This window comes from Methylobacterium sp. E-046, from assembly GCF_022829625.1.
Taxonomy (GTDB): Bacteria; Pseudomonadota; Alphaproteobacteria; order Rhizobiales; family Beijerinckiaceae; genus Methylobacterium; species Methylobacterium longum.
Genome location: NZ_JAKSYP010000168.1, coordinates 20736 through 35487 on the forward strand (window position 1 = coordinate 20736; position 14752 = coordinate 35487).

The 14752-nt window shown below is 66.6% G+C and carries 10 protein-coding genes and 2 pseudogenes; 6 read left to right on the forward strand and 6 right to left on the reverse strand.

Annotated elements, in window-relative coordinates; genetic code table 11:
• Positions 1-343: 343 nt before the first annotated feature.
• Positions 344-1300: an alginate O-acetyltransferase AlgX-related protein gene (locus tag MKK82_RS15655; protein ID WP_238292038.1), complete on the forward strand. Its 957-nt coding sequence runs from the start codon at positions 344-346 to the stop codon at positions 1298-1300.
• Positions 1301-1504: 204 nt separating this feature from the next.
• A complete protein-coding gene (locus MKK82_RS15660; RefSeq protein WP_238292037.1) occupies positions 1505-1756 on the forward strand; it encodes a hypothetical protein in 252 nt (83 codons plus the stop codon).
• A 311-nt stretch (positions 1757-2067) separates the two neighbouring features.
• Here MKK82_RS15660 and MKK82_RS15665 read toward each other — a convergent pair whose 3' ends face one another.
• Together MKK82_RS15665 and MKK82_RS15670 are read right to left on the reverse strand one after the other, a co-directional pair.
• Positions 2068-2562, reverse strand: coding sequence for a peptidase inhibitor family I36 protein (locus MKK82_RS15665; RefSeq protein WP_243986230.1), 495 nt, complete (start codon positions 2560-2562; stop codon positions 2068-2070).
• Positions 2563-3411: 849 nt separating this feature from the next.
• Positions 3412-3699: a hypothetical protein gene (locus MKK82_RS15670; protein WP_238292035.1), complete on the reverse strand. Its 288-nt coding sequence runs from the start codon at positions 3697-3699 to the stop codon at positions 3412-3414.
• Between the two features lie 776 nt (positions 3700-4475).
• Between MKK82_RS15670 and MKK82_RS15675 the strand changes: the two genes are divergently transcribed.
• Both MKK82_RS15675 and MKK82_RS15680 read left to right on the forward strand, forming a co-directional pair.
• Positions 4476-5309 (forward strand): B12-binding domain-containing protein, encoded by an 834-nt coding sequence (locus tag MKK82_RS15675; RefSeq protein WP_238292033.1) that lies wholly within the window; start codon positions 4476-4478, stop codon positions 5307-5309.
• 131 nt (positions 5310-5440) lie between these two features.
• Positions 5441-5638 (forward strand): hypothetical protein, encoded by a 198-nt coding sequence (locus MKK82_RS15680; RefSeq protein ID WP_238292031.1) that lies wholly within the window; start codon positions 5441-5443, stop codon positions 5636-5638.
• Between the two features lie 42 nt (positions 5639-5680).
• On the opposite strand, the gene MKK82_RS15685 is transcribed toward MKK82_RS15680, so the two are convergent.
• From MKK82_RS15685 to MKK82_RS15695, 3 genes are all read right to left on the reverse strand, one after another.
• Positions 5681-5836 carry a hypothetical protein gene (locus tag MKK82_RS15685; RefSeq protein WP_238292029.1) on the reverse strand — a complete coding sequence of 52 codons (156 nt, stop codon included), beginning with the start codon at positions 5834-5836 and terminating at the stop codon, positions 5681-5683.
• Positions 5837-6327: 491 nt separating this feature from the next.
• On the reverse strand, positions 6328-8040 hold the full coding sequence (locus MKK82_RS15690) for a response regulator (protein WP_243986231.1): 1713 nt from the start codon (positions 8038-8040) through the stop codon (positions 6328-6330).
• A complete protein-coding gene (locus MKK82_RS15695; protein ID WP_243986232.1) occupies positions 8037-9563 on the reverse strand; it encodes an ATPase domain-containing protein in 1527 nt (508 codons plus the stop codon). The genes MKK82_RS15690 and MKK82_RS15695 overlap by 4 nt, the downstream gene beginning before the upstream one ends.
• Positions 9564-10603: 1040 nt before the next feature.
• Here MKK82_RS15695 and MKK82_RS15700 point away from each other — a divergent pair.
• Positions 10604-10840: a hypothetical protein gene (locus tag MKK82_RS15700; RefSeq protein ID WP_238292023.1), complete on the forward strand. Its 237-nt coding sequence runs from the start codon at positions 10604-10606 to the stop codon at positions 10838-10840.
• 130 nt (positions 10841-10970) lie between these two features.
• Positions 10971-11144 (forward strand): annotated as a pseudogene (locus MKK82_RS15705) (IS481 family transposase); the annotation flags it as partial.
• A 492-nt stretch (positions 11145-11636) separates the two neighbouring features.
• Here the strand turns inward: MKK82_RS15705 and MKK82_RS33940 are convergent.
• Positions 11637-14745: pseudogene (locus MKK82_RS33940) on the reverse strand (autotransporter domain-containing protein).
• Positions 14746-14752 lie beyond the last annotated feature (7 nt).

Genomic DNA, 14752 nt, shown 5'->3' on the forward strand with positions numbered 1-14752 from the left:
GGCGCATCGCGCGGCCGCGAACCCAACAAGCACGAGGATGCAGCCCGTGACGATCCACAATGCGGACATCAGCCGCCTCGCCGGTCGCTGTTGCAAGTTCCTCATCACCTGATCGGCGTACCGCGCTACCGTCGATGATGTTTCCCGGAAACGGATCCGTGCGTCCGAAAATCAGACCGGCGTCGCGGGATGCGGTCCTGATGGATCGTGCCTGGACTGGTTCGCCGAGCGTCAGGGCCCGCGTCAGGAGTTCCGAGGAATGGTGCTGGAACGCGGGCTTGCAATCGCGTCGATATCCGGTGAGGCGGTCAGCGTGCCGAGGCGCGGGAGGCGGGGAGTCGGTATGACGAGTGGCAACGGCGTGGCGGTCGGACAGGACGGCTGGCTGTACTGGGTCGGGCGCGCCCGCGAGGTCGAGACCTTCTACGGCGATACCGCCACCTCGCGCCGGGTGCTCGACCGCTGGGCCCGGCTGATCGACCGGCGGGCCCGCCGCTTGGACGGGCTCGGGATCACGCATCTGCACACCGTGGTGCCCGACAAACTCGCCGTCTATCCCGACCGGCTGGGTCGCCCGTTTCCCGGTGTCGCGGATCCACCCGCAGCTCGGCTCGCGCGGATGCTCGCTTGTCGGAACCCGGCGCCGATGGTCGATCTGCTGGCGCCCCTCCGCAGCGCACGGGACGACGAGCCGGTCTATCTGCGGACCGACACCCATTGGACGTATCGCGGTTACCTGATCGCCTATCGCGCACTCTGCGAGGCCCTGGCCGCCCCCGTGGCCGAGCACGTCTTCGCGGGCACGCGCGCGCAGGAGCGCTTCACCTTCGATCTCGGCGAGAAGCTGAAGCCCGCGGTCGGCGAGGATTACGTCGCATACGACTTTCCGCGGCGGGCGGAGCGTGTCGATGCGAACGCTCTGGTCCATGTCCGCGAGAGCGGGCAGGCGGTCCGAGCACGTGGATTGTTTGTCGGGTCGCGCGTCGTGCTGAGGAACCCTCAGGCGCCCGATCCGCGTCGACTGGTCCTGTTCGGAGATTCCTACATCTACAATCCGGGAGCGCGCCTGACCGCCATGTTCGCGGAGACTTTCGCCGAGGTGCACGCGATCTGGTCCGCCAACATCGACTGGGCCTATGTCGAAGCCGTGCGGCCGGACGTGCTGATCTTCGAGATTGCCGAGCGGTTCCTGCGCCAAGTCCCGACGGATCGGATCCGCATCGACGCCTTCGCGGACGCGCGTGCGCGGCGGGCCTCCCGCCTGACCTTGCGCGAGCGGCTCGGTCGCTGGCTTCGATAGGCGATCTCCGTGCAGAGGCGTCGGGCCGGTTCAGGCTGCCGCGGCATCAGGATCGTCCGCGCGCGACCTTTCGCGCGGGTGCACATCGCCCTGGCGTTCACGTCGCCCGTCATCGATGCCATGAGGCTGAGGCCAAGAAGCCATTTAACGATTTGTTAACCACGGCATCGTCCCCTGCTGCTCATACCATACCAGGGTGAGCCCATGCCCGACTTCGATCTTCGCGCCGAATTCGCCAAGCTCTGTGCCGATACGCCCGCGGGCGAGGCCGGCGGGACCGCCTACGAGGAGACGCTCGGGCTCGCCGTGGAACGCTTGGTGGGCCGGAGGCGCGATACCAGTGCCGGTACTCCGACACGCCCTCTGCATGCCTTCGGATCCTCGTCGGCCGACTGCCCCTTCATGGTATCGGTCATGACCCTCCCCTTCGAGCCGGTGGTCCAGAGCCTCCGCTGAGACGGGCGGCCGGGTCCGCTGGGAACAGCGCCGGACAGGTGACAGGCCGCTCGGAACCGACGTCAGCCTCGCCAATGAAGGTCGTCGTTTCGGCCCGAGCCATCTGGGTGCTTCTGACGAGTGTGCCGGCACAGTCCGGGGGCCGTCTCCATGGCGCTGCCATCGGTGGCAATGGCCCGCCACAAAGTCCCGCGTCGCCGTCGGATATGGCGTCGGTCACCGAGGACAAGAGGATGGCACGGCTACGGCATGAGGGGCCGCAATGCACCCCGCGCCGGATCGCGCGGGCGACCAAGGCCCGGTCGCGCCGCTCAGCCGGAGCGCCGATTGCAGCGGACGTAGGTTGAGGTTCCCCACGCGCTTGTCCAGGTCAGGCGATCTCCGTCGACGACCAAGCGAACCTGAGAGGACCAGCGCCGATCGCGGTCGCTGCAATCCGCCGCCATGGCCCAGGCGTTTCCGGTACGGTGCGTGTCGCGGAAGCTGCAGATCGTGCTGCCGGCCCTGGCACGCTCGGGCGTAATCGTGGCTTGGATGTAGCCGTGACGGCGTGCGGGTGCACCGCACGCATCGGTTGTAGGCCCCCATACACCGACGTAATCGGTGCTGACGGCGGGGCGACTCGCGACCGAGGCCACGACAGGCTGCGCCGCGAAGGCCTGAGGTGCCGGCGGCGTCGCGACGGCCGGAACCATTGCGAGGGACGGTTTGGGCGCTGCGACGGTGATCAGGTGGCGCGGTAGGTCGTCGGATTGATCGATGACCGGCTCACCGATCATCTGGGCCAGCGGACGACGGAACGGCATGTCCTCTGTCAGGTAGGCGGCACAGTATGCGAACAGGCCGACCCAACCAGCAGCGAGGAGTAGCGGGGGAACGGGGTTGCGCCGACGTCCGAGCTGAGGCTCGACAGCCAGATCAGCCAAGGCTCCCGCCGCCATCTTGTTTCCCCCAATGTGCAACCGACACCCGCGACCGACACGGATGATCAGGTCGCCGGCCCTTGGGATCCGGTGACCTGCTACTCAACGTTGCAAAGCTGAGACATGCGATTACCGCCTTCGGATTGGTTAACGCTTGGTTAACACCCAACCGATCGATTGAGACGTGAGATGTTTGGGACGCCCGTTTGGCATTCGCCGGTTGTCAATGCGCATCGCCCCTACGGGTAGGCGACACGGGCTCGGTATAGGCATAGAGCCATCAGGTTCATGGCCAAGACTGCTCGGCACAGACGTGCGGGCACGTCGCGACTTCGAATCGCAATGCCGCTCCATCAGGCGGAACGACCGCATTTGTTCCAGTCGAAGAGCGACGTCTAGAGTGGTTCGCACGCCAGATCAGATCGGATATTAATTCAGCCATGTTGGATCGTTATAATATCTTCAAACCGTTTTGTATGACTTTGAGGGGCCTGCAACGTATTTGTTTAAATAATGAATCAATAATATATAATAATAAGCTCTCATTCACTTATAAATTTTCTTTTCTCCAATAAGAATAGTAAAATCCGCAGCAATGGATGTCGAACACCCTACAATTCAGCCGTTTATAAAAAGAAACGATCTTGCAAAAACATCAGATCAACTGATGACAAAAAAGCCCTGCCACGACGTACGTGACAGGGCCCCTGACCTCAATAGATCTTTCGTGGTTTAGTAACCGCGACCGTAGTAGCCCGGTCCGCCGCGATCAAACGCGCCGGCAGCCGCAGCGCCAGCGGCCGCCCCGGCCAGGCCGAGACCGACAGCGGCACCCGTCGATAACCCGCGATGCCGGCGATAGCCGAAGTCGCGACGACCACCATAGCCACGATCATAATTGCGGGCGTAGCCGCCGTGATGACCGCCGTATCCGTAACCGTAGCCCTGTGCCTGCGCACCGGTAGCGCCGATCGCCCCGAGAGAGAGCGTTAAGGCGGAGATGAGAGCGAACTTCCGCATCGGAGTCTCCTTCGCTGCTGCGTTGGAGGGCCAACACGATGCAACCCGAGCGGTTCCGATTTTTTCCTGTACAACCACGTGCCGGAGCCGTGGCAAGCAAACAGGATGAGGTCGCATAAGCTAACAAAAAGCCCGTGCGGCGCATCTTGATCCAGTTCATGATTTCAGGGGGCGGGTGGCTGATGAACCCCGCCCAATCCCGCCGGAAATGCGCGCGCCGACTTGATGAAGCTGAGGATTCGCGCGCGAAACGGTCCCGGTGCTTCGCTGCCGCACCGATCGCGGCGTTCTTGATGTGCCAGCCAGCAGCCTTGAGCGCGTCGTCATCCGCGGTGAAGGCCCGCGCCAAACCGCCCACAAACGATGCCCGTTACCGCGAAGCCTGTCCCAGCTTCACGCCGAGCGGCACTCACGCTCCACCGCCAAGACGCGATAGCCAGCGAGAACCACAACAGCAAGAACCTTCGGCATTCGAACACAGCCCGACAGGAATTTACCTTCTCAATCGGGCGGGACCGCCACGGCTACAGTAGATCAAAAATTTCGGCCGCCCCGCGATGACTGACCAATGTTACTGGCATACCATCCACTCTGCTTCATAAAATCTATACGTGTCATCAAGGCGAGGAGAGCGAGCATCGATCCTTCCCTTACCGCCGACGCAGCACCAGACCGTAGAAGCAGCGACAAGGGCCGTCGAACTGCATTATAATGCTTATGTGGATTTGCCTTCTGACACAATCCAGACCTATGATGCGTCAACACAAGGGGGCGTCATGCCTGAGATGGCAGGGATCGACACGGCTTGTACGAGCGTCGGCCAGCACCCCAGGCAGGGGCGTGGATCGGCGGCGCGCAACACCGCCCGCATTCAAGACGGCCTCGCTCGGATCATCGAGAGTGAGATCCTGCCGCGTCTCGCGCTGGTCCACCGCGAAGACCGGCGGGCGCGTGGCTCGCAGGTGCGAGCGCCGACGCCTGAACGTGTCGGCGCCTTCGCCAACGCGCTCATGGAAGGCGGGCATCAGGGCGAGTGGGTGCGCGACCTCTTGGACGAGGGTCTGTCCCTCGACACGCTCCTGCTCGATCTGTTCGCTCCGGCAGCCCGTCACCTCGGTCGCCTGTGGGAAGAGGACGAGGCCAACTTCCTCGACGTCGCCGTCGCGCTCGGCCGTCTTCAGAGCTTGACCCGTACCGTCTGTGCCCATCTCGAGGGATCGGACGTATCGACGAACGGACGCCGTGCCCTGCTGATCCCCTGTCCCGGTGAAACACACCTGTTCAGCCTCGCCCTGGTGGCGAGCTTCTTCCGCGAGGCGGGCTGGGACGTGGTCCTATCGGACGGGGTGGATGAGGATCCCACTGTTCTGGTCCGTACCGAACGGTTCGACCTGATCGGCATCTCGTTGTCCTGCGACGTGCTCCTTCCGGTGATGACCGGACTCGTGGCGAAGCTGCGCGGCGCCTCGTGCAATCCGGGGATCCGCGTGATCGTCGGCGGCCCGCTGTTCCTCCGCGAACCGGCCTGCGCAGTCACGGTCGGCGCGGACGCGGCCGCCGAGGACGGGCGTTCCGCCGTCGCGATCGCCGAGACCTTGTTCGCGCCTTGACGACGGCCGGGCCCCCGTCGATCCCGGCTGAACAGCGAAATTTGGATCCCAGTCACGGTACAAGGGGTTAGGTACAATCGGGAGTTTATGCGGCGGAGGTCCAGTCGGTGCCGGGCGTTGACGAAGATCTAGTGCGTGAGTTCGTCCAGGGCCTCGTGCAATCAGCCGTGGCCCGAGGCCTCGATCCGGCCGTTCGGCTTCAACAATTCCGTGCCCTGCAGCAGGCGGTCGTCGCCATGACCTCGGATCCGGCCACGACCCGAGCTTCCAGGCAGATCGTCCTTGCGATCGATCTCACCCTGGAGGAACTGACCGCCGTGAGATCCTAGCGGGGAGGTCCGGCTTCCGCGGACATCCCTGCCGACGGAGCTTCAGCCGTTCGTGGGCGGCTTGCTGTTCTTGGAGCCTTTGACTCTCGGCTCGGCCTTGCGCGGATCCGGCTTGTCGGCGAGCAGGCGCTTCACGCGTTCGTTGAAGTCCTCCGGCGTGACGGCCTGTGCTCTGCCGGTTGTGAGTTCGCGTGCCATCACGGCCTCCGCTTCGTGGCCCAGGACACAGGATTGCGCGAGGGAACGCCCCTCTATGCGCCTTCTCGCCGCCAGGAGCTAACGCGAGGCGGGCGCGCGGGCCAATCCACCCACTGGTGGCTGTCTCGGTCCCGGGGCAACAGCTCTCCGGAGTTGAAGAAAGACCACCGGCCGCGGGGAACCGCACCGCCTGTCCGAGATGCCCGACTGCGCGCTCGAGGCGGCAGCGGCTGCTGACCCGAGCCGTGGGAGCACCGCGCTGTTCGGCGCGCAATCCGCCCCTGGATCGACGGAGCCGGAGCGATCAGCACTCGTCCGCAGGCCGAGAAGCTGCCGACCGACTAGCCTGCTCCGGAGGGCCTGAGCCGTACGATGGCGACAGCCACGGTCAGCATGGGCTCAGCGCTTCCGGCGTGAACGGTCCGAACTCCCGCCGCATTTTCAGCCATCCGGAGCGAGCCCCGCCGAGCATGTCCGGTGGTTCGGTATCCTCAGCGCCGTGTCTGGCGGGTGCCCTGATCTCCGATCAGGCTCGGCTGCACCGTGCGATCACCGAGCATCCGGCACAAGACACGCGAGAGTTGCTCGGCCGAGTACGGCTTGTGCAGCAACTCGAAGCCGTGCACCCCCTCCTCCGCCAGCACATGGCTGTAGCCGGAGGCCAACACGACCGGGAGATGTGGCAGCCGCTGACGCAGCGCCTCAGCCAATGCGACCCCGCTCATGCCCGGCATCACGACGTCCGAGAATACCGCGTCGACGCCACCGCCATCCGGCCCGAGCCGCTCCAGGGCCGCCTCGGCGTTCGCCGTCCACTCCGTAGCGTAGCCGAGATCTTCCAGGATCTGCGTGGCGAAGCGGCCGACCTCGACGTTGTCCTCCACCACCAAGACCCGTCGACCCAACCCATCCGTTCTGCCGGTGGGGATCGGACGTGCGTCGACGGCTTCGACTGGGGCGGTGACCTCGGGCAGGTACAGGGTGAACACGCTGCCGACGCCGAGCCTGCTCGACACGTCGACGTCACCGCCCGACTGCTTGGCGAACCCGAAAACCTGTGAGAGGCCGAGACCGGTGCCTTTACCCACCTCCTTCGTGGTGAAGAACGGCTCGAAGATGCGACTGAGCTGTTCCGGCGCGATACCGCTGCCGTTGTCGGAGAGCGAGACCGCCACGAAGTGGGCGCGCGAACCGACATGCCCGCGAATGGCCGGCATCGGCTGGCCGCAGGCGAGCCGCAGGACGAGCGTGCCCTCCCCCTCAATGGCGTCCCGGGCATTGACCGCCATGTTGATCAGCGCCGTCTCGAACTGGCTGCGATCGCAATGGACGTGACAATCCTCCTCCGGCGTTTCCAACACCACGTGGATCCGTGCGCCGGTGACGGTGTCGAGCATGTCGGCCACGTCCCGCAGGCAGCCGCCGACCTCGAAGGTCTCCGGCTTGAGAGCTTGGCGGCGGGCAAAGGCGAGCAGCTGCCCGGTGAGCTTGGCGGCGCGATCGACGGTGTCCGATACGGCGTCCATGTACCGGCGCCGGCGATCCTCCGGCAGATTGGGCCGGCGCAGGAAGTCCACCGACGAGCGGATGATGGTGAGCAGGTTGTTGAAGTCGTGCGCCACGCCGCCGGTGAGCTGGCCGACCGCCTCCATCTTCTGCGACTGCCTCAGGGCCTCCTCGGCCAGCGTGCGCTCATCGACGGCCAGCGCTACGCGGCTCTCCAGCGTCGCATTCAGCTCGCGCAGTTGCGCCTCACGGGCATGCAGCTCGTCGAGTCGCGCCCGCGCCTCGTACTGGCGCCTGCGCCCGCGCAGGGCCGCCATGACGACGCTGATCAGCGTCGTCGGATGGAACGGGCGTTCCAGGAAGCTGACGTTCCCCAGGATCCTGGACAGCCGCGCCGCGGTGGGATTGCGATCGACACCGCCCTGACGCGTGAGCAGGATGAACGGCATGTCCGACCAGGCCGGCTGCGCCTCGACCCACCGGCTGAGATCGGCCACGTCGGCGGTGCGCATTGCCTCCTCGGTCACCAGCACCGCACCGGCGGTCGCCATCAGCTCCCGCACCAGCCCAGGCAGGTCCGCCACGACCTGCGCGGTCAAATCGGCGCTTCTCAGAAGCTGAAGCGCCAGAGCGGCGTCCCGTCCGTGCGGCGCGAGGATCAGCACGCGCTCGGAGACTGCATCGTCGCGCGCGTTCACAGGTCGCCGCTGTCGAGCAGCTCCGCATCGCCGCCGCGCACCAGCGTCGGCACACCCCGAAGTACGCCCTGGAAGCTGCGAAGCGGCTCACCGACGCGCAATCCGGTGCCGGTGATGGAGTATTCGCGGATCGTGTCCTCGTGCGCGCCGGTGCGCTTCTTAACCACCGAAATGGCCCGCCGAACCGTCCCGAGCGCCTCGAAGTAGCGGAGCAGCACGACCGTGTCGGCGAGGTAGGTGACGTCGATCGGGCTCCTCATGTCGCCCACGAGTCCGTGCTGGGCGACCGTCAGGAAGGTGGCGACCCCCTGGCGGTTGAGGTACTGAATCAACTCGTGGATGTGTAGGATCAATGCGCTCTGATCGGGCATCGACGCTTGGTAGCCGTTGAGGCTGTCGATCACCACCGTCTTGACCTGCGCCTCGTCGACCTGGGAGCGCACCAAGTGGGCGAACTCGCCTGGCGAAAGCTCGGCCGCGTCGACCTGATCGATCGTGAGGTGGCCGCTGTCGCGCAGGCCGGCGAGATCGAAGCCCATCGTCCGGGTGCGCTCCAGCAGCAGACCGAGCTCCTCATCGAAGATGAACATCGCCGCCCGCTCGCCGCGCGCGATGGCTGCCACGACGTACTGGACCGCGAGCAGCGACTTGCCGGTCCCGGCCGGGCCCAGGATCAACGTACTGGATCCCGCGTCGATGCCGCCGCCGAGCAGCGCGTCGAGTTCGTCAACACCGCTCCTGAGGCGATCGCGCTTGAAGGCACTCTTGTGTTCCAGAGCGATCAGGCGGGGAAACACCTGCACGCCGCCGGTGGCGACATTGAAGTCATGATAGCCGCCGCGAAAGCGCTGGCCACGGTACTTGACGACCCTCAGCCGCCGCCGCTCCGCGCCGTAATCCGGGGCGAGTTCCTCCAGGCGGAAGACCGCGTGGGCGATGCTGTGCACCGACTTGTCGAGGGCGTCGGCGGTGAGATCGTCGAGCAGCAGCACCGTGGCGCCCTGGCGGGCGAAATAGTGTTTGAGCGCCAGGAGCTGCCGGCGATAGCGCAGGGAACTGCCTGCCAGGAGGCGGATCTCGGACAGACTGTCCAGCACGACGAGCGCGGGTCGCACCGCCTCGATACGCTCGAAGATCGCCCTTGTGGTCTCGCCGAGCTCGAGGTCGGACGAATACAGCAGGCTCTGCTGCTGCTCAGCGTCGAGCAGGCTCTCGGGCGGGATCAGCTCGAAGACGTCGATCTCCGGACCGATCGTCCAGCCGTGGGAGGCGGCGCTGCCGCGCAGTTCAGCCTCAGTTTCCGACAGGCTGATGTACAGGCCGCGCTCGCCCCGGCGGGCGCCCTCCAGGAGGAACTGCATGGCGATCGTCGTTTTGCCAGTGCCGGGGGTGCCTTCAAGCAGGTACAGGCGCTCGCGCGCAAGGCCTCCGCCGAGCACGTCGTCGAAGCCCACGATGCCGAGCTTCGCCTTGTTGTTCCGCTTGTCGGTCTGCTCATGCTTCGGCGCAGTGTCGGCGGTCATAGGCATTCAGCTCCGTTCTGACCGTGGCCGACAGGGCGCGGGTACGAGACAGGATCTCAGCGCCATCAACCTTCGCACCGCCGGATCGTATTCCCGCTGCAGACTTGTCCAGCACCGGCCGTGCAGGCGGACGAGCCGCACGGCCCTGTCGATGCCATGGCGGCGTGTCAGGTCGGGATGCGGTGCAGAGTCCCGCGGCGAACGAACCGATTGCGCGTCCCGGATCACCGACACGCCGAACCCCGACACTCCACGATCGATCAGGACGATGCCCGGATGGGTCGGTTTGGATCCAGGCACCTATACCCCCACCTTCGAACGTGGCCGCGTTTGTAACGCCTCAACGGACAGAGATCGAAGCCGAGCGTGTTACAGTTCATCGGCTGGAGGAATAGGAACCGGATTGTGCCAGTCCGGTCAGCGTCGTGCAGATCTCGGCGCCGTTCTTCACGCTGCGGCCTGAGTCGCGACGCGCCTCGGGGCGGGCTACGCCGAAGGTCCGGAAGGTGACCGTCAGTGACGGCCCGCCACTGGCCGGCCGATGAAGCGCCCGGGCCACCAACTTTAAATTTATACCACGCACATCGATAATGCCTCGGTTCGGACTGCCGGGCAGTCGCTCAATCGCACCGGTGGGATTGCTGCGCATCCACCGCAGAACGCGATGCCTCCTGGGATTCTTGCATCTGGAACCGGAAACTGACGTCGACGGGCCGTTCGACCGTCACCCCGTTCCTGTCGACGGCCCCGAGGTGCGCCTGTCGCCGATCACGAATGCCTTCACCAAGCTTCAGGCTCTCTACAGCGAGCACACCCGGGATAATGCCGACTCGGCTGCATCTCTCGCTGAGCCTCGCACTGATGACGGCGCTGGCCAGGACGCCACCGCGTGAGCTCGGTTGTCGCTCGACATTTCAGCCGTCATCGCAGTGCTGCGTGGCGAGCCTGGAGCGGCCCTGGTGGCTGGAGGCGTCGGTCAGGCTGGCATGTCCAGGGTCAAACTTTAGGAACCCGTCAAAGCCCGGCTCGATAGAGGCTTGATGCTGCCGGTTATCGGAGAAATGGTGCAGGAACTGCGCCTCGACCTGCATGCCCACGATCGAGAGGCCGCGTTTGCGGCTGCACTCTTGACCGTCGCGACGCCTCAGTGCGGAAGCGACCTCGATGATCGAACATGCATGGCGCCGGCGATCAAGCTCGGCGTACTCGTCCTTACACTGCATCGTGCCTGGGCGACCTTGAAGATTTCCGGTCTTCCGGTCGAAGTGGTGCGCTGAGCCGTGTCGGCGAACAGGTGCGATTGCGAAAATCGCTCGGTTCGTGAGTTGGCGGGGTGGCGCCGATCGCTGCGATGCCGTTGCCACTCCCGGGCGGAACGGCAGAAATTCATCCGTTGCGATGCACGGTGATGGGCAGGCCGAGCGCATGAACCGAACGACCGCGGATGCCACCGACAAGGTCTTTCACGACGAAGACGAGGCGCTTGGAGGCGCCTGTCTCTGCCTTCGTCACAGCTTACACCTTCGCCAAGCGCGTCAAGGCGCAGCACTGAAAACCGTGTTTCAGACGGTCTGCCAGGCCTGAACCAAGGACGCGGATCGGTTCAGGTCTGACGCGCACCCTCTCATCCGGTGGCCATGCAGGTCGCTGTCATCACCGAACAGATTTGGTGGGATCTGGAGATCGGCATCGCGATCGAATGCATCCGCTGATGGAGCCCGCGGCGCGCCGCGCGCGCGCCACGACGTCCAGGTGAGGGCGACCCTGTTCGGGCGCGCTCCGTTCCTGCCGCGGCCCTACGCCGACAGGAGATATGGGGGGCCGGCCTTCGAACGGGCCTGCGCCGGATTTGCCGCCGGCGCAGGCTGCTCGTCATCAAACGCTTCGATCAGGGGAAGGATCTCGTTGTGCTGCCCAGGCGCAGGATCGTGGAGCGAACCTTACGCTTGGCACACCCGCTGTCACGGGCTGGCTGAGACTTTGGGATGCCGCCGGTGCTTTCCTCCTTCTCGCGTCCATCCGACACATGGCCCTGAAGTTCTGTCAAACCGCAGTCTGATCCCCAATGCACTCTCAGAATTTGTACACCAAGCCCCCCTTGGCAGCGTGGTCCTGGGCGCGTGCGCCGATCTGTCCGGTGTAAGACAGCCCGGCGCTCAGGCCCGGCGCCAGCATCAGTCCAAGCCCGACCTCGCTCACCAGCGCGTCCCGGTCGAGCGGCAGGCCCCGACTTGCGAACCGTGCCCCAGTCCCCCGGAATGTCAGCGGCACACTCGGTACCAGGTCGCCGAATGACCGCCGGTAGGCGATCATCCCATGCACGAACGCCGGCCCAAGATCGTCGCGATCCAGCTGTACCCGCATCTGCAAGCCCATCGTAGCGCTGGGCACCCTGTGCTCATGCCCAGAGCTGGCCAGCGTGGCCGCCCCCGCCCCGCTCTTCGAAGCGCTCGCGCGTGACTGACACCACCGCCCCGCCGGCGAACGGCTCCAGTTCCACCGCCTCGGTCAGGCCGATCCGATAGCCCGCCTCGCCGAAGCCCTGCACGCTGTGCCCACTCAGCCGCGCCGTGGCGCTGTCCGACAGACCGGGGAACGCAACCACACGCCTGAGCTGGGCTGGATCGTCCGCCGCCAACGCCGCGAACCGCAGCACGGCCGATCCCGCTTCCAGGCTGCCGTAGACGCCTCCGAACGTGCTCGTCAGCGCGCCGGTCTGTACCTGGGCCGGACCAGCAGAGCCCGCCTCCAGGCTGCCGCCGACCGCGCCCATTCGCAGGGCGCCAAGCGAGGTTTTGACCCGTCCGTCTAGGCCTAAGATGAAGCCTGCGCTGTGGCGCGACAGGCCGGCGGCGTTGCCGTCCGTGCGCACGTACCCGGCGCTGCCAAGTCCCTGGCCCCACAGGCTCACGGCCGGCTCCGGTCCCTCACCGGGCCGCGCTGCCGGTGCCGCGTCCCAGCGCAGACGGTCGAGCACCGCCTCGCGCAGCAGACCGGCATTGGCGAAGACGGTCGAAACGAGGGAGGCATGCCCGTCGCCGGACAACGCGGCGAACACTGCCCGCGCCTGGGGCGCCGACAGTATCGCCACTGCGTCGTAGAGCGGCGAGCCGACCGCGCCGGCTTGTGCGGCCGCTGCGGACGCGCGCTGGTTGCGCGTGTGCGCCACTACGGCGAAGTCGAGGTCGTTGCGCGCCAGGGTCAACGTGACGGCTTCGGCGGCATAGCCCAGAAACGGCGTCAGGAAAGCGAAGTTGCTGCTCACCCCAGCAAACCGTCCCTGCACGCCACCCGCCGCGGTGAGGATCGTGTAGCGGGTGCGCGGCCCATATTGACCGACGCCGGCAACCGCCTGGACGGTGGCACCCGCCACGGTAGCGCTGCCGGCGGCGTCGACCCGGTCGGCGCGGCCGTCCGCGGTGGCGTCGACCCGGTATACCGCCCCCGGAGCCAGAAGGAGGTTGCCGGCCACGCTGAACCGGCCCATCCCACCCGCGGCAATGCCCGGGGCTAGCGTCGCGCCGGCGCCAAGGCTCACGCTGCCGAGCCGGGCTGCGCCGGTGAGCAGGCTGCCAGGCCCGATCGCGAGGGCGGCGTTGGGCAGGGCCCCAGTGACGGCGAGTTCGCCGCCGAGCACACGGACCGGTCCGGACAGGGGGCTGAGCCCCGACAGGGTCAGGGTTCCGGGCCCGACCTTGGTCAGGCCGGTCGGGGTCGCGCCGTCGACAATCCGGCCGGTATAGCCGGTGGAGGTGCCGTCGCCGCCGACGGTGATCTGACCGTTGCCCAGCACGGCCTCCGGCGTGGCGCCGGCCAGCGATCCGACCGTGAAGTCGGTGCGGCCGAGATCGAGGCTGCCGTCGTTGGTGAGGCGGCCAATGCCGGTGGTCGGTCCGGTGAGTGCGAACGTGGCGCCGACGGCGTTGCTCACACCACCCGCCAGCACGCCCGAGACCTGCACGACGCCGGTGTTGACCAGCCCCCCCGCGAGAGTTCCCGTGCTGATCAGGGTCCCGGCATTGGCGAACGGCGCGGAGACTGTCGTGAAGGTGCCGGTGTTGACGAGCGTGGAGCCGGCGGTATTGACGACGTCGGCAGTGTAGCTGCCAGCGTTGACGAGGCGACCGGTGTTGAGCAGGTCGTCGATCACGCTGCCATTCTGCATCACGGTGAGCAGGCCCGCATTGGCGACCCCTGATGCCACGAGCCGGCCGCTATTGGCGACCGTGACGGTGCCGACGTTGGTGAGCGGCCCGGCGATGCTGTAGGCGCCGGTGACCGTGAGGGTCGCGCTGGCGGCGTTGGCGAATGTGCCGTCGCTGGCGACCACCCCGGAGACGGCGATGGCCCCGGCGTCATTGCGGATGGCACCGTCGATCCGACCGGCGCTGGCCGTGACGGAGCCGATGTTGGTCAGCCCGCCCGAGAGGGTGCCGCTGGTGGCGAGCGTGCCGCTGTTCGACACGCCACCCGCGATGGCGCCGCTGTTCTGGGCCCAACCGTCGTTGTTGAGGCTGCCGGCGATGGTTCCGCTCGTCGTAAGCGTACCGGTGTTCGCGACCGGGCCTGTGATCGTCCCGCCGTTCGCGAGGCTGCCGGCGTTGCCGAGGCCCGCCGGCGCCGTCAGGCTGGCGGTTTGCGCGACCGTGACGGCGCCGGCATTGGCGAGCGGCCCACCGAGGCTGTAGGCGCCGGTGACCGTGAGGGTCGCGCCGAGGGCGTTGGCGAAGGTGCCGTCGCTGGCCACAGCGCCTGAGACCGTGAAGAGCCCGGCGTCGTTGCGGATGGCGCCGTCGATGCGGCCGGCGCTGGCCGTGACGATGCCGGTGTTGGTCAGCCCGCCCGCGATCATGCCGGTGAGGGTCAGGCTGCCGAGATTGGCGGCGCCGCCGCTGATCAGGCCGCCATTGAGCGCCGTGCCGGCATTGGTGAGGCCGCCGGCCAGGGTTCCGGCGTTGACCAGGGTGGTGCCGGGCTGGGTGAACATCGGGGCGACGAGGCTGGCGGTGGCGGTTAGGCCGAGGCCGCCGGCCGCCAGAATGGCCGGCCCGGTGAAGGTGCTGGCGCGGGTGAGGGTGAGGGTTCCGGGTCCTGCTTTGGTCAGGCCTCCGGTACCGTCGAGGGTTCCGTCGAAGGTGGTTGAGGTTCCGTCGCCGCCGGCGGTGAGGCGGGCGGCGCCCAGCGCGACG